At 68.6% G+C, this 15,929-nt stretch carries 13 protein-coding genes; 2 read left to right on the top strand and 11 right to left on the bottom strand.

Annotated elements, in window-relative coordinates:
* Positions 1-33: 33 nt before the first annotated feature.
* The 3 genes from ACREPD_RS14620 to ACREPD_RS14610 are packed head-to-tail and all read right to left on the bottom strand — an operon-like array spanning position 34 to position 2,575.
* Positions 34-708, bottom strand: coding sequence for a type 4a pilus biogenesis protein PilO (locus tag ACREPD_RS14620; RefSeq protein WP_431599991.1), 675 nt, complete (start codon positions 706-708; stop codon positions 34-36).
* Entirely contained in the window at positions 705-1,517 is an 813-nt protein-coding gene (locus tag ACREPD_RS14615) for a PilN domain-containing protein (RefSeq protein WP_431599990.1), read from the bottom strand. Before ACREPD_RS14615 ends, ACREPD_RS14620 begins: the two co-directional genes overlap by 4 nt.
* Entirely contained in the window at positions 1,517-2,575 is a 1,059-nt protein-coding gene (locus ACREPD_RS14610) for a pilus assembly protein PilM (protein ID WP_431599989.1), read from the bottom strand. Before ACREPD_RS14610 ends, ACREPD_RS14615 begins: the two co-directional genes overlap by 1 nt.
* A gap of 224 nt (positions 2,576-2,799) precedes the next feature.
* Between ACREPD_RS14610 and ACREPD_RS14605 the strand changes: the two genes are divergently transcribed.
* On the top strand, positions 2,800-5,232 hold the full coding sequence (locus ACREPD_RS14605) for a penicillin-binding protein 1A (protein ID WP_431599988.1): 2,433 nt from the start codon (positions 2,800-2,802) through the stop codon (positions 5,230-5,232).
* Between the two features lie 37 nt (positions 5,233-5,269).
* Entirely contained in the window at positions 5,270-5,887 is a 618-nt protein-coding gene (locus tag ACREPD_RS14600; protein WP_431599987.1) for a hypothetical protein, read from the top strand.
* On the opposite strand, the gene ACREPD_RS14595 is transcribed toward ACREPD_RS14600, so the two are convergent.
* The 8 genes from ACREPD_RS14595 to ACREPD_RS14560 all read right to left on the bottom strand — a co-directional run bounded on the left by ACREPD_RS14595 (position 5,888) and on the right by ACREPD_RS14560 (position 15,833).
* Positions 5,888-7,537 carry a YadA-like family protein gene (locus ACREPD_RS14595; protein ID WP_431599986.1) on the bottom strand — a complete coding sequence of 550 codons (1,650 nt, stop codon included), beginning with the start codon at positions 7,535-7,537 and terminating at the stop codon, positions 5,888-5,890.
* Between the two features lie 11 nt (positions 7,538-7,548).
* The gene (locus tag ACREPD_RS14590; protein ID WP_431599985.1) at positions 7,549-8,250 is read right to left on the bottom strand and encodes a pilus assembly protein; all 702 of its coding nucleotides are present in this window, start codon (positions 8,248-8,250) and stop codon (positions 7,549-7,551) included.
* Positions 8,251-8,265: 15 nt separating this feature from the next.
* Entirely contained in the window at positions 8,266-9,393 is a 1,128-nt protein-coding gene (locus ACREPD_RS14585) for a CfaE/CblD family pilus tip adhesin (protein ID WP_431599984.1), read from the bottom strand.
* Positions 9,390-12,002: a CS1-pili formation C-terminal domain-containing protein gene (locus tag ACREPD_RS14580; protein WP_431599983.1), complete on the bottom strand. Its 2,613-nt coding sequence runs from the start codon at positions 12,000-12,002 to the stop codon at positions 9,390-9,392. The genes ACREPD_RS14585 and ACREPD_RS14580 overlap by 4 nt, the downstream gene beginning before the upstream one ends.
* Before the next feature lie 51 nt (positions 12,003-12,053).
* Positions 12,054-12,566 (bottom strand): CS1 type fimbrial major subunit, encoded by a 513-nt coding sequence (locus ACREPD_RS14575; RefSeq protein WP_431599982.1) that lies wholly within the window; start codon positions 12,564-12,566, stop codon positions 12,054-12,056.
* 329 nt (positions 12,567-12,895) lie between these two features.
* Positions 12,896-14,173: a citrate synthase gene (locus tag ACREPD_RS14570; protein ID WP_431599981.1), complete on the bottom strand. Its 1,278-nt coding sequence runs from the start codon at positions 14,171-14,173 to the stop codon at positions 12,896-12,898.
* 346 nt (positions 14,174-14,519) lie between these two features.
* Complete coding sequence (locus ACREPD_RS14565; RefSeq protein WP_431599980.1) at positions 14,520-14,786, bottom strand: type B 50S ribosomal protein L31; 267 nt, start codon at positions 14,784-14,786, stop codon at positions 14,520-14,522.
* Between the two features lie 108 nt (positions 14,787-14,894).
* On the bottom strand, positions 14,895-15,833 hold the full coding sequence (locus ACREPD_RS14560; RefSeq protein ID WP_431599979.1) for a nucleoside hydrolase: 939 nt from the start codon (positions 15,831-15,833) through the stop codon (positions 14,895-14,897).
* Between the last annotated feature and the right edge of the window lie 96 nt (positions 15,834-15,929).

Below are 15,929 nucleotides of genomic sequence, written 5' to 3'. Positions count from 1 at the left end.
GCAGACCGCAGATACGCACGGTGCTGGCCAGGTTCATGGCGTGCCTCCGTTCGGGCCTGCGGCCTGGGCGGCGGCTTTCTCCTGCGCTTCCATTTCAACGTCGTCCAGATAGCGGTAGGTCTTGACCGTGCCGGACAGCTCCAGCGCGCCACTGCGCGCGGTGATGCCGGTCTTCGGGTCCTTGGGCTTCAGGTTGATGTCGTGCATGGTCAGGATGACCACGCGCGGCAGCGAGGCCACGCCGCTGACGAACGCACCGAACTGGTGGTAGCTGCCCACCATGCGCAGGGCGATCGGCTTCTCGGCGTAGAACTCCTTCGGCACTTCCTCACCCGGCTGGAACAGCTCGTTGACCAGGCCGCTGGACAACGCGGTCTGCGAGATGTCGATGATCAGGTCGGGCATTTCGGTCTTGCTGGGCAGCTGGCGCAGCATCTGCTGCAGCACCTGCTCCATCTGGGCCAGCTGCTGCTTGAGCGGCTCCAGGTTGACCGCACGGCCCTGTTCCTTCTCGAAGTCCGCGCGCAGCCCCACTTCGGTCTGCTCCAGCGAGGCCAGCTCGTCGCGCTTGCCGCTGATCAGCAGGAACCAGGAGACAACGATGATCACCAGGGCCAGCAGCGCGCAGAAGACGATCTTCGCCTGCTGCGGCCAGCTGCCGATGTTGTTGAAATCCAGGTCCTTCAGATTGACTTTCTTCTGGCTCATGCGGCCCCCTTCTGCGGCGTGCTCGACGCGGCCGGTTGTTCGGTCGGGGCGGGGACGATGCGGCTACCCGAGGGCGCCGGCGGTGCCGGCGGCGGGCCTGCGGGTGCAGTGCCTCCGGCCGGTGCAGGCGCCAGCGGTGCGACACCCGGCGCGGCGGCCGGTGCGGCGGCTGGATCGGTACCCGGTGCCACCACGCTGCCATCCGGAGCGATACCGTCGACGGCTTCGCTCTGTGCCGGCAGGGTGACCTTGACCACGAACATGTACGGCAGCGCCGAGATGTCCGCGACCGGGCCGATCGGCTTGTCCTTGTCCTCGTCCGGCTTCTTGGCTTCGATAACCGACAGTTCCGGCTTGGTCATCCAGCCCGAATTCTCCAGGTTGCGCATGTAGGCGCTGACCCGGGCATTGGACTGGGTGCGACCTTCCAGGGTCAGGATGTCGCCTTCCTGCTTCAGCGCGGTCAGCACCAGGCCATCGGGGATGGTCCGGACCAGGGCGTCGAACAGGTGCACCATCTGCGAGCGCTTGGCCTGCAGCTGCTCGATCACCTTCTTGCGCGCCAGCAGGCGGTCCTTCTGGCGGTCGAGGCGGTCGATTTCCTTGTTCTGTTCCTTCACCCGCGCGATCTCGGCGGTCAGGAACGCATTGCGATCCCCCTGCCCGCTGACCTGGCGGTCGTAGTAGAACCAGATCAGCGCCGACAGCACGACGCCAGCAATGGCGGCAAAGCCCAGCATGGTCATGAACTCGCGCTGGCGTTGCTTGCGCCGCTCGGCGCGCCAGGGCAATAGATTGATTCTTGCCATCAGTCGAAGCTCCTCAGCGCCAGACCGGTGGCAATCATCAGCGCCGGGGCGTCCTGGGCCAGGGCATGCGCCTGAACCTTCGGACCCAGCGTCATCTGTGCCAGCGGATTGGCCACCACGGTGGCCACGCCCAGCTGTTCCTCCACCATCTCGGGCAGACCGGCCAGCGCCGCGCAACCGCCGGCCAGCACGATGTGGTCGACCCGGTTGAACTCGCTGCCTGCATAGAAGAACTGCAACAGGCGGCTGATCTGCTGGACCGTGGCTTCCTTGAACGGCTCGAGCACTTCCATCTCGTAGCTTTCCGGCAGCCCGCCCTGGCGCTTGGCCAGGCCCGCTTCCTCGTAGGTCAGCCCATAGCGGCGCATGACCTCGTCGGTCAGCTGCTTGCCGCCGAACACCTGCTCACGGCTGTACAGGCTACGCCCACCGCGAAGCACGTTCAGGGTGGTCATGGTGGCGCCGATGTCCACCAGCGCGACCACGCCATCACTGGCGATCGGCAGTTCGCTGGCGACCAGGGCAAAGGCGTTTTCGACCGCGAAGGCCTCCACGTCCATCACCTTGGCGACCAGACCGCCCAGCTCCAGCGCCGATTGGCGCAGCTCCACGTTCTCCGAGCGCGAGGCGGCCAGCAACACCTGGACCATCTCCGGGTTGTTGGGAATGGCGCCCAGCACCTCGAAATCGAGGTTCACTTCCTCGATCGGATACGGGATGTAGTTGACCGCTTCGAGCTCGACCTGGGCTTCCATGTCGTTCTCGTCCAGGTCAGCCGGCATCGGGATGAGCTTGGTGATGACCGCCGAACCCGCCACAGCGGCGGCAGCGTACTTGGCCTTGGAGCCTGAACGGTTCACCGCGCGGCGGATGGCCTCACCCACGGCCTCCACTTCCACGATGTTCTTCTCCACGACCGCATTCGGCGGAAGTGGTTCCACGGCGTAATGTTCCACGCGGAAACGATTGCCGCTGCGGGAAAGCTGCAAGAGCTTCACTGCAGTCGAACTGATATCGACGCCAATAAGCATCAACTGGCTTTTTGGGATAAGCCCCACGGTTTCTCCCCTGCCGACGGGCACTTGGACGCATAACCTGCGCCCGCGCATTAATAACGTATTTTTTGCAAATCGCAACCATCAACGTGCAAAACGTGCACTACTGCTCGTTTCACGCGTCCCCTGACGGTGACTGAAATGCTCTCCCCGGGAACAACCCCAGCCGTTCCCTTGCGTAATCTATACTCTGCGGCCACGAAATTCGCAATCGGAATCTGTCACTGATGACTCGCCTTCGCCGTTGGATGCGCTGGTTGCTGGTCGCCTTCCTGGTCCTGGCACTGATCGGCGCCGCGGTCGCCGGGGGCCTGTACTACGCCGTTTCCTCCCGTCTCCCGGACGTGCAGACCCTGCGCGACATCGAGATGCAGGAGCCCATGTACGTCTACGCCAGCGATGGCCGGCTCATGGCGGTCTTCGGCGAGTCCCGGCGCACCCCGATCACCATGAAGGAGGTCCCCGAGCGCCTCAAGCAGGCCTTCCTGGCCACCGAGGACGCCCGCTTCTACGAGCATGGGGGGGTCGACTACAAGGGCATCGCGCGCGCGGTCTGGCTGCTGGCCACGACCAACGACAAGCGGGTGCCGGGTGGCTCCACCATCACCCAGCAGGTCGCCCGCCAGTTCTTCCTGAGCTCGGAGTACAGCTACACCCGCAAGCTGGCCGAGATCCTGCTGGCGCGCAAGATCGAGCAGGAGCTGAGCAAGGACGAGATCTTCGAGCTGTACCTGAACAAGAGCTTCTTCGGCAACCGCGCCTACGGCGTGGCCGCGGCGGCCGAGTTCTACTACGGCAAGAAGCTGGGCGAATTGAACCTGGACGAGATGGCCTCGCTGGCCGGCATCCCCAAGTTCCCCTCCAGCGGCAACCCGATCAGCAACCCCGAGCGCGCCCAGGAGCGCCGCGACTACTACGTGCTGCAGCGCATGGCCAACCTGGGCTTCATCAGCCAGGCAGAGGCCGACGCCGCCAAGGCCGTGCCGATGCACGCCAGCGCGCATGAGCCGCCGGTCCAGGTGGAGGCCCCGTACGTGGCCGAACTGGTCCGCCAGGAGATGATCGCCCGCTTCGGCGGCGACGTGCTCAACAAGGGCTACCACGTCACCACCACCATCAACGCCGACATGCAGACCGCGGCCAACCTGGCCGTGCGTGACGGCCTGCTGGCCTACGACCATCGCCACGGCTGGCACGGGGTGGAGCAGCAGGTGGCGCTGGGCGCGGGCGACGATGCCGCGGCCCTGGCCACCCACCTGCGCGGCATCAGCAGCCAGACCGGGTTGCTGCCGGCCATCGTGGCCGGCACCGGTGCGGACGGCAGCGCCACGGTGGTGCTGGCCAACCGCAGCGAGATCGTGCTGCCCGCATCGGCGGCCAAGTGGACCAGCAAGACGCCGGCCAAGCTGGTGCAGCGCGGCGATATCGTGCGCGTGCGCGCCGGGGAGAAGGAAGGCGAATGGCTGCTGGACCAGATCCCGCGCGGGCAGTCCGCGCTGGTCTCACTGGACGCTGAAAGCGGTGCGCTCAAGGCGCTGGTCGGCGGTTTCAGCTTCTCCGGCAACAAGTTCAACCGTGCCACCCAGGCACGCCGCCAGCCGGGCTCCAGCTTCAAGCCCTTCATCTACGCGGCCGCGTTCGACAAGGGCTTCAACCCCGCCTCGATCGTGCTGGACGCCCCGGTGGTGTTCCGCGACCGCCGCGGCAAGACCTGGCAGCCGCAGAACGACGGCGGCGGGTTCCGCGGCCCGATGCGCCTGCGCGAGGCGCTGGTGCAGTCGCGCAACCTGGTGTCGGTGCGCCTGCTCGACGGCATGGGCGTGGACTACGCGCGCAAGTACATCAGCGAGTTCGGCTTCGCCGAGGCCGAGCTGCCGCCGAACCTGTCGATGTCGCTGGGCACCGCGTCGCTGACCCCGCTGTCGGTCGCCCGCGGCTATGCCGTGTTCGCCAATGGCGGCTCACGCGTGGACACCTGGCTGATCGACCAGGTCACCGACCGTGATGGCAACCTGGTGTTCAAGGAAAACCCGGCCCTGGCCTGCCGCGACTGCGCCGGCACCAGCGGCGGGGCACCGGTGAGCCAGGTGGTGGACGGCTTCAACTTCGGCGCGGCTGCCGCACCGGCGACTGCACCGGCTGCCGCCGTTGCGGCCAAGCCGGAACAACCTTCGGAGCCCGCCCGCCCGGCCAACCCGGATGCCCGCGTGGCGCCGCGTGCCATTGATGCGCGCACGGCCTACCAGCTGGTGTCGATGATGCGCGACGTGGTCCAGCGCGGCACCGGCACCGCCGCGAAAGTGCTGGGTCGCGAGGACGTCGGCGGCAAGACCGGCTCCACCAACGACCATCGCGATGCCTGGTTCTCCGGCTTCGGCGGCCCGTACGCCACCACCGTGTGGGTGGGCCGCGACGACTTCCGTTCGCTGGGCTACCGCGAATACGGTGGGCGCGCTGCGCTGCCTATCTGGATCGACTACATGCGCGTGGCGCTGAAGGACACGCCGGTGGCGCAGAACGAACCGCCGTCGGGCATGGTCCAGGCCACCCTCAACGGCGCCACCGAATGGGTCAAGGTCGAGGACATGGAGAAGCTGGCCGAGTACGATTTCAATACGCAGACGCCTCAGGCCGACGACGCGGCGTTTGATATTTTCTGATGTAGAGTCGGTGGCAGGTCGATAGGGGAGATTGCTCATGCATCGGGCCCGACAGCATGCGGACAGCCAGACCCGCGAGCGCCGCCACCGGCTCGCCCATGAAGCCGCCCGGCTGATGGCCGAGGGCGGCATCCGCGACTACCACCAGGCCAAGTTGAAGGCCGCTGGGCGGCTGGGCATCCATGACGATGCCTCGCTGCCGCGCAATACCGAAATCGAGGACGCGCTGCGCGAGTACCAGCGCCTGTTCGCCGGCGCAGGGCACGAGGTGCACCTGCGCCAGCGGCGTGAGGCCGCCCTGCGTGCCCTGGAATTCCTGCAGGGGTTCTCCCCGCGCCTGTGCGGCCCGGTGCTGGACGGCACCGCCGATGCCAACAGCCCCGTGCAGCTGCAGGTTCACTGCGACGACGAGGACGACGTGCAGCGCTTCCTGGAAGACCACCGCATCCCGGCCGAATCCCGCACGCGGCGCGTGCGCCTGGACCGTGAGCGCACGCTGGATGTGCCGGTGTGGGTGTTCAGCGCCGAGGAACTGACGTTCGATGTGGCGGTGCTGCCCTACGACGTGCTGCGCCAGCCGCCGCTGTCGGCCATCGACGAGAAACCGATGCGGCGCGCCTCGGCCGCACAGGTCCGCGCGTTGTTGGCCGGGTAGTTACCAGCCGATGCCCATGCCCAGGGCGACGGTGTGCTCGCCGCCCTGGCTGAAGGCGCCGCTGAGGCTGACGCTGGTGGTCGCGCGCCGGTCCAGTACGCGCTGGTAGCCCACCGCCAACGCCGCCTCGCCATCGGCATGGCCGATGCCGGCCCCCAGCCGGTTCCAGGTCGGCAGCCCGGCCGTGTTCATGGCCATCGCCGCCTGCGCGCTGCCCATCGCGACCATGCGGTTCATGCGCCGGTCGAGGCGATCCATGCGCCGATCCACACCCGCCAACGCCTGGTCGGTGTAGGCGTTGGCACGCTGCACCGCGTCGTCGACCGCGCGCGCATCCACCGGCGGAAGGGGGGCTTCGACCCGCGGCGCGGCGCCCCGTACGGGTTCATCGCTGGGGGGCGAACCCGCCGCCGCAGGGTCATCACTTGCCGCGGCGGCCGGCGCATCTGCCGGCGTACTGGCGCGGGCGACTATCGGGTCGACGACGACCGCGCCCTCCCCGCTCGCGCCCTGCCGTGCCGCCAGCGCATCCACCCGCTCGCCCATGCTGCCTACCGCGTCGTGCGCCGCGCTGACCGCGTCATCGAGCGCATCCAGCGCGCCGGCCACCGTCCCATGCCATTTCCCCTGTACGGCAAACGTCAGGCCACGCACCCCGCCCTGCGCGTCGATGCCGGTGCCGAGCACGCCGGCCAGCGCGGACAGCTGCCGCACCGAGACAACGTCATCGGCGGCAATGCCCGGCATGACGTTGGTGATCCGCCGGCGCATCCCCTGCCCGCCCACCGACACCTCGAACGGGTTCTGTACGATCGAGCCGAAGCCCAGCGCGACACTGTCATGCGCGCCCTCCCACACCTGCGTGGAGGCGCCGATGGCCATGCCGTTTTCGGCCAGCACGCGCGAGCGCGAGCCCAGCGAGAAGCCGTCGTGGGCACCTTCCAGGACGATCGCCGCGCGCCCCAGTGCCACCGAATTCCTGCCCAGCGAGGTGGCGAAACTGCCGATGGCGGTCGATCCCGCGCCCTGTGCGCGGGCATCGCTGCCCATCGCCGTGCCCAGGTGCCCCGCCTGCGCCGGCAGGCTCATCTCGTCGGCGCCGACGCGGGCATACCGCTGCGTGTACTCGAGCGCCGCCACGCGCTTGGTGGCGGCGAACAGCTGCGCCCCGTTGACCGCCATGTGGCTGTCGGCACTGACCTCGCCCTCCCCCAGCGCCACCAGGCGCGCGCCGCGCAGGTGCACGGTGGCGTCCTTGTCGAAGCGCACCACGTCGCCCAGGTCGGCGCTGACCCCCAGCACGCTGTCGCGCAGCAGCGCGATGTCGGTGCGGTTGCGGGCAATCAGCTCGCCGTTGGCGTTGACCTGCCACAGGGCATCCGACCATTCCGGCGGTGGGCTGGGGACCTGCGGCGGTGGCGCCTCGCAGTGCGTCACGCGATCACGCCCGAACACGCCGGCGACGCCGACGCCCACGCCGAGCTCGCCAGCGAACGCGAGCGCGTGCGTGGTGGATGGCGCTCCATCGTCCTGCACCGCGATGGGTGCCGGGTCGGAGGGCACCGCCGGCAGGGTGGCGAGGGCAGCGCCCGGCAGCAGGATCAGCAGCGCGACAGGCGCGGCAACGCAGGCGGGAAGAGAGCAGTTCATGGTGGTTCCTTTCATGGCAGCAGGGTCTGCTGGTGTTCCCGGTAGCCGTCACGGCTCAGGCGGTAGTCGACGCGCACGCGCGACCCCGCCGTCGGCTGGAACGGCAACGCCAGCGCAGCGCCGGGATACACGCTGCGTTCGATGTCATGGGTGCTGCAGACAGTGGCGACGCAGTGCTGGATCCGGCGGATGCCGAGCCGCAGGGTGCCGCGGTTGACCAGGCGACCCTCGGCAAGCCGCATGTCCACCTGTCCGTCGGCGGGCAGCACGTTGACCAGCACGCCCCAGACGAGGCTGACGCCAATCGTTGCACTGGCCGTTTCCACGGGCTCGACGTCGGCGCCGGCTTCGGCACCCCGCACACCCTCGAAATACACGCGGAAGGCGGTCTCCTCGGTCACCGGCGCAAGCGCGATCACCCGGACCAGCCGGCTGCCGCCGCCCGCCAGCGCGAACATGCCCGGCGTCACGGCAATCGCCGAGGCGTCGCCCGCCGGCGGCTCCACCTCGTGTTCTTCGTCGGTGGCGGGCGCGACCACCCGCCGGACCGTGGCCCGGATGTACTGGGTGCGGGGCGATTGCGCCTGCACGCGGATGCTGCTGGTGCGGCCGGCATCGACGTGGACGCGCATCGGATGCACATCCAGGTTCGCCAGCACCGGCGCGGCAGGCAGCAGGAACAGCAGCAGGAGGGTGACGCGGTGCGCGCGCATGGAAGTCTCCGGAAGTCAGGGGCGGCGGGTGGGCAGGCGCATTTCGAGCGTGAGATCGCCCTGGTAGCGTCCATCGCGCTTGTCCGCTGCCGGCACGCGGGGCGTGATGAGGGTCAGCGGGGTCGGGACGCAGTGCACGGGCTGGTCCATGCCGGGCAGCAGCACCGGGCGCACCTCGGCGCTGTCGATGTCGTCCAGCACGGTGTGTGCATCGGGGTGCAGCGGGATGGTCCTGCCCGCATGCAGCAGCTGCAGGCGGTAATCGATGCGCTCGTACGCCTCGCGTCCACCGCCCTGGTGCCAGACGGAGAACAGGCCCGGCGGCCGCCCGGGCGTGTCGGGCATGCCATCGCGCGCGATCAGCACCAGTTGGCTGCTGTGCGACCCCAGCCCGTCGTACAGGCACATGTCCAGCACTGCCTCGCCGCCCACGCTGGCCGGTGGCGGCTGGCTGCGCAGCTGCAGCTGCAGGTCCACGGCCGCGGCCGAGCCGCCGTATTCGGGCAGGTGGATGGCCGCGCGGCCCGGGTCGGTCACGGTGACGTCCAGCACGAACACGTGGCGGCCGAGCACGGCCCCTCCTGCACCACCGCGCACATCCAGGTGCAGCTCCGCCCGCCAGCGGCCGGCAACCAGCCCGGCGATGTCCATGGCCGCCACCTGCAGGGTCGCAGCGGTACCGGCCGGCTGGACGTGGCACTCACGGGTCGCCGAGGTCCACAGCGGGTACTCCGATTTGTCCCAGTAGTCGTCACTGCAGCTGCGCTCCCATTCGACCCGTTCCATCCAGCCGGTGACGGCGACGTCCCTGCGCTGGCCACTGCGCTGTTCGTGGAACTCCAGCAGGATCGGCCGGCGCCCGGTCGGCCCTTCGCCGGTGTCGCTGCGCGGACAGCGGCCGCGCGCCGCCACCTCCGTGCAGGTCACATGCAGGCGGCCATGGCCCTGCGCCACTTCGTCGAAGCCCAGCACCGTGCGCGGTGCCCACAACTGCAGGGGCAGCGGCGCGGAACGGTCGAAGGCATGCGTCACGGCGGTCACGGTGGTGCCGCCGACCGGCACCGTCACAGGAGGACGCTGCGCGGCGGCAGGCAACGCGATCAGCAGCGCAGGCAGCAGCGTGAAGGCGCGGGCGCGGGTCATGGCAGGCGCACGCTGAGCGGTGCGGCGGCGTCCAGCAGGCGCTGTACCCGCGCCTGCTGCGAGATGGTGGCCGGCAACGCCGCGCGTGCCAGCGGCGCGCAGGCGACCTGCCCCACCAGCAGCACGACGCTGCGCTGTTCACGCACCTGCAGCGGACAGTGCAGCAGGCGGCCCTCCTGCAGCAGGTACAGCACCGCCGCGCGGGTCGGCAGCTCGGCGATGAAGCCGCCGTCGGACCCGAGCGGCGGCACGGCGGCGTTGAGAACGCGCGCACCGGCCAGCGCTGCGCCGGTGTCGTCGCGTGCGCTGCCGATGTAGGTGAAGGTGGCCTCCACCCCCACCGGCAGTGCGATCACCCGGCCCGGCAGCAGGAACGACTGGTGCGCGGTGCCCGGCTGGGCCACGCGTACGGCGGCGTCGTGCGCCTGCCCGGCAACATCGTGCACCTCCACCCGGTGGCGCTGGTAGCCGCTGAGCGGCAGCAGCCGGCGCTGCCCGAAGCGCACCACCTGGCGGCGCTGGGAACCGGCCTGCACCTCGGCGGCAGCGCCGTCCAGCGCCGCGAGGTCGGCATGCGCCACGCTCACGGCCACGCCCGCGTCGGCGCCATTGGCACTGCCCCAGTAAACACCGCGGGAGGACACCGCCAGCGCTGAACCGTGGCTCAGGCTGTACGCGGTTTCGCTGGCGTGCGCGTGCCGATGGTGGCTCAGCACGGCGCCGGTGTGGCCCTGCGGGGTATACGCGCGCGCCGCCAGCAGGACATCGGAACCCCCACCGTCCTGCACGCTGAGCTCGGCGGCGGCATCGCGCGCGGCGCCGTCCTGTTCCTGGCGCCAGGACTGGGCCAGCAGCAAACGGCGTTCCGCGGCACCGGCGTGCGGCTGGCGCGCCTCGACGCCGATCCGGCGCAGGCCGGTGCTGTCGCCCCCGTGGTGCAGCCGTGACAGCGTGATGGCCACCTGCACGCCCCGGTCGGTTCCAAGGCCGTCCTGCCGCCACGCACCCAGTCGTGTGCCGATGCTGACGCCCCGCCAGTGGCGCGTCAGGCTGTAGCCGGCCTGCACGCTGCGGGTATCGCGGGCCGCAGTGGCGGTCGCCAGTGAGCGCCGACGGGTATGCCCCAGGTAGAGGCTGCCGCCGGCCAACGGGACGCTCAGCGAGGCGCTGAGCACGTCGGCGCACCCCAGCCGGTCATCCCCCATCCGCACGCCGCTACGGCAGTGGCGGCCGCGCAGGCGCTGCCGGTACAGGTTCCAGGAGGCGGCATTGCGCACGCTCAGCTGCTGCTGGCTGCCGCGGCTGCCCTCGCTGCCGAGCAGGGCCCCCAGCTCGGCCTGCAGGTCGTGCCCGGCGACGCGGTGACGCGTGCCGGTACGCAGTTCGGCATAGCGGCCGTCGGCCACCTGCGACACGCCCAGGCTCATGCCGGACTGGCGCGCCAACGGCACGCGAACGCCGGCCTGTACGCCGCCACCGCCGGTTCCGACGTCGTCGGCGTGCGAACGCTCCCTGCCGCCCTGCACGAACCACTGCAGGCCCGGTTCGCCCCAGTCCTGGCCGCGCGCGAACGGCAGCGTCTCGGTGCGTACCAAGCGGCCGTCCTCGTAGATGCGCAGGGTCACCGCGTAGCTGCCGCCCGGAAACTGGCGGGTGTCCAGGTCGCTGACGCCGGCGGGCAGGTAGAAGGTCTGCAGGAGGCGCTCACCGTCGAACGCATCCACCCGCGCCTGGCGGGCGAGCAACACGGTGAGTGGCGCCGCACCGGCGTCCGCGTCGGCGTCCACGTAGGCCTGGGTGGTGCCCATGCGCACACCATCGAAGCGCTCGAGCGGCAGCAGCCCGAGGCCGAACTGGCCGCCCTGGGTGCTGGCCAGGTTGCGCCGGTCCATGCGCCCGACCTGCAGGTAGTGCCGCCGGGCGAGGTCATGCCGGTAGTACAGGTCATCGAATTCGAACCGCGCACGGGGGCGCTGTCCCGGCCACGCGTTGCGGGCGTAGTTCCAGCTACCGCCGAGGTGGCCGGCGCGCTGGATGCCGAGCGCGGCACTCCCATTCGCATTGAACGCGTATTCGCGGCCGTTGCCGCTGAGCGCCAGGTTCTGCTGGTGCAGCAGCGCATTTTCGGCGTGTTCGCTCGGTGCATGCAGGCCGGTGGTATCGCGCTCGGCCCGCGGCAGCCACCGCGGTGCGGGAAACAGCAGCAACGCACCTTCGCCTTCGTCAAAGATGGCATGCACGTGTGCGGGGTCCTCCGACGGGGGGCGCCAGCCGCAACCCGGCTGCGGCTGGCCATGAATGCAGGCGAGGTGGCTGTCACGCGGCAACGGTGCCTGCAATGCCGGCTGCAGCGCCTGCTGGGCGGTGACAGAGAGTCCCAGCGCGGCGAGCACCTGCACGGGGTGTTCGAGCTGGACGTGGTCCAGGCTCACCCACGCAGGCCACAGGCCGGCCGAACGCCCGAAGGCGCGCACCTCCACCCGCTCACGCTGGCCACTGACAAGATCTTCAAAGCCGACCGGCACCGGGCTCGCCTGGGCAGCCCCGGAAGGCAGCGACAGGGCGAGCGCCACCGCCAGCCGGACGAGGGCGGGAGCAGGAATGCGCATGGCAGGGCCGCACGGATGCCGGCCTGCGAAGGCCGACATCGGCGTGGTCGGTCAGAGGCTGCTGGCCTTCTGCACCAGCACGAGGCTGACGGGACCGTCGTAGAGGCCGGCGGCGGCGATCGGCCCCGGCGTTGCCTGGGCCACGGTCAGCGGCATTTCGATGGACGCGCCGGGGATGGCGCCCTGGAACAGCTGGTCGGACGTGAACGCGATCGGTGCCAGGCCCAGCTCACGACCGTTGAGGCTGACGGCCAGCGGCACATCGACCGCGCCGGCGGCGGTCACCTTGGGCATCAGCACGGCCGGTTCGGCAAGGCGCACATCGACGTCCAGGCTGGTGTCATTGGAGAACACGCGCACGCGTTCGCTCCAGCTGCTCAATCCCTGCCCGGCGCGGTACGGCAGCTGCACGGCATCGGGAAGCGCACTGCCATCGGCCTTGAGCAGCGACAGGGTCGGGTCGACGTTGGCCCAGACGGTGATATGCGCTTCGGCGGCATGGACGGACAGTGCGGCGATGCAGATCGCCAGGCCCAACGCGGCCTGCTTCAGAGTGCGGTACATGAGTCTCTCTCCCGTGATTGAAAAGCACCTCGTTCGAGGCGGTCGGCAACACGGCGGTGTGCAGTGCCGGCGACACGATCACGGTAGGCAAACGCCGTGCACGCCCCCACTCAACCATTCTTAAACCGAGGGCGCGGCACACGGTTCTGCGACAGCGCGCGCGAACCTGCTTCAACGCAAGCATTCCGAGCGGAATCGATGCGCATGACGAACCACATTGCCCTATGCTCGCCGCCGCATGGCGGAATGGCGTTCTGTCGTCGAACGCGTCATTGCAAAAAAAACGCCCCCTTGCGGAGGCGTTCTTTCATCGCGCTACAGCAGGGCGATCAGCCCTGGTAGTCACGCACGTCGCTGCCGGTGTAGACCTGGCGCGGGCGGCCGATCTTCATTTCCGGGTCGACCTGCTGTTCCAGCCAATGTGCGACCCAGCCGGAAGTACGGCCGAGGGCGAACATGACGGTGAACATTTCGGTCGGAATCTGCAGCGCCTTGTAGATGATGCCGCTGTAGAAATCGACGTTCGGGTACAGCTTGCGGGCAACGAAGTACTCGTCCTGCAGCGCGGCCTGTTCCAGCTTCACGGCCACGTCCAGCAGCGGATCCTGCACGCCCAGCTGCTTGAGCACCTTGCCGGTCATCTCACCGATGACCTTGGCGCGCGGGTCGAAGTTCTTGTACACACGGTGACCGAAGCCCATCAGGCGGAAGCCCGAGGTCTTGTCCTTGGCCTTGACCACGGCCGACTCGACGTTGTCGGCCGAACCGATTTCCTCGAGCATCTTCAGTACGGCTTCGTTGGCACCGCCGTGGGCCGGACCCCACAGCGCGGTGACGCCAGCGGCGACCGACGCGTACGGGTTGGCACCGGTCGAACCGACCAGGCGCACCGTCGAGGTGGAGGCGTTCTGCTCGTGGTCGGCGTGCAGGATGAAGAGCAGGTCCAGCGCCTTGACCACGTCCTGGTTCAGCTCGTACTGGCCATCGGCCGACTCGAAGGTCTGCTTCAGGAAGCGGCTGACGTAGTCCAGCGAGGTGTCCGGCTTGTTGGCCGGCAGGCCCTTGCCGTGGCGGTAGATCAGGGCCGACAGGGTCGGCACCTTGGCGATCAGGCGCACGGCGGCCTGGCGGCGCTGCTCGGCGTCGGACAGGTCCAGCGAGGCGTGGTAGATGCCCGACAGCTGCGCGATGGCGGCGGTCAGGATCGCCATCGGATGGGCGTCCTTGGCGAAGCTGCCGATCAGGGTGTTGATCGACGCATCGACGTTGGCTTCGGCAGCCAGCTCGTCGGTGAAGGCCTTCAGCTGCTCGGCGCTCGGACGTTCGCCATTGATGAGCAGGTAGGCCACTTCGACGTAGCTGGACTTCTCCGACAGCTGTTCGATGGGGTAGCCGCGATACAGCAGCACGCCCTTGTCACCGTCGATGTAGGTGATGGCGGACTTGCAGCTGGCGGTGGCGGTGAAGCCGGAGTCGTAGGTGAAGAGACCCGTTTCCTTGGTCAGCTTCGAGATATCGACGCACTCGTTGCCAAGCGTGGGTTTGATGACCGGCAAAACAACCGACTTATCGCCGGCGTTGAGCGTGACCTGATCAAGATCGGACACTGTGTGCGCTCCTCAGGGGAAGGCGCCCACCCAAGCGCATGGGGCAGGCACGTGAAGGAAGTCCACAACCTGTGCTGTGGATCACGCCATTATCGCACAGCAACATTTGCCACGCCCTAGGACGGAAGTCGTAGACGCGCACGCGCCAAGCCCCACCCACGCAAGGCTGGCGACGCCTTCGAGAGGGTGCTTCGGACACTGCGTTGCACCCTGCCGGGTGAATTTATGAACCGCCGTTCATGCAGCAGCAGGGTTCGCGTCGCAAAGGCGGCGCCACTGGATCGCAGGCAAAAAAAAACAACGGCCGCCGAGGCGACCGTTGTTTTCATGCAGCAACGTCGACAGCTTACTCGGCAGCAGCAGCCGGAGCCGGCTTGCCGAAACGCTTCTGGAACTTGTCGATACGGCCGCTGGTGTCGATCACCTTGTGCTTGCCCGTGTAGAACGGGTGCGACGCGGACGAGATTTCAATCTTCACGAGCGGGTACTCGTTGCCGTCTTCCCACGTGGTGGTTTCTTTCGAAGCCATGGTGGTACGGGTCAGGATCTTGAAATCGGAGGTGACGTCCTGAAACACGACGTCACGGTAGTTCGGATGGATATCGGCCTTCATGGACACACCGTAGAGAATATGAAAAACGTAAGCGCGGCATTATAGTCCCGGCACCCGTCAAGGGCAAGCCGGGACCCCCGCTACATGAACAGGCACGCCGTGGCGGCCTTACTGGACCCCGAGGGCGGCCCGGACCTGGGCTTCGAAGCGCCCCTGGTCATAGGCCATCAGCAGCTGCGTGTTGTCCGGCTGCCCGGTCTGGCGGTTCCAGTCGACAATGGTAGCACCCCGGCTGTGCACGCCGGCCAGTTCCACGTTCAGCGGGCGCGATTCGACCCGCAGCGCGCCGTCGGGCTGCAGCGCCCAGGCCATGGCCAGGGCATCGGCGGCAAACCAGCGGTCGCCACGGCTGTCTTCCGACCAGAGCCGGGTCTGGCGCGAAATCAGCTCGTAGAAGCGCGCCTTGTCGCTGTCGAAGGCCAGCCACTGCTCGACATCCTTGTGCAGCAGGCCGTGGGCGACGGTGGCCTCCCAGTCGGCCACTTCGATCTGCGGGAAGCCGGTGAACACCACGTGGGCCGCCTCGGGATCGAAGGCGATGTTGAATTCGGCCGCCGGAGTGATGTTGCCGTGGCAGGTCACTGCCCCGCCCATCACCAGGAAACGCTTCACGCGCTGCGGCAGGGTGGGATCGAGCTTGAGGGCCAGGGCCAGGTTGGTCAGCGGACCGAGCGCGACCAGGAACAGCTCCCCGGCGTACTGGTGCGACAGGCGCAGGATGGCCAGCGCGGCATGCTCGGCCTCGGCCTGGCGCTTGGCGGCCGGCAGGTTGACGTCGCCAAAGCCATCGGCGCCGTGCACGTGAGCAGCATCGACGGAGGGGTGCAGCAGCGGGTCGGGGGTGCCGGCATACACCGGAACGTCTTCACGGCCGGCCACTTCGCACAGCTTGAGCGCATTGCGGACCGTGTGGTCCAGGCCGACATTGCCGGCGGCGATGGTCAGGCCAACGACATCGTGGCGTTCATCGGCAAAGGCCATCAACAGGGCCAGAGCGTCATCGACACCCGGATCGGTGTCGATCAACAGCGGAATCTTCTTGGTCATGCGTGCCGTCTTTATCTAGCGGCAAGGGACTTTCGCACCCGGAGATGACAAATACAAGGCCGGGGCCGATGCCGGTCACGACCAACGGTCGTGACC

The organism is Stenotrophomonas sp. (assembly GCF_050737075.1).
GTDB lineage: Bacteria > Pseudomonadota > Gammaproteobacteria > Xanthomonadales > Xanthomonadaceae > Stenotrophomonas.
This window is presented reverse-complemented; position numbering and strand designations above follow the sequence as displayed.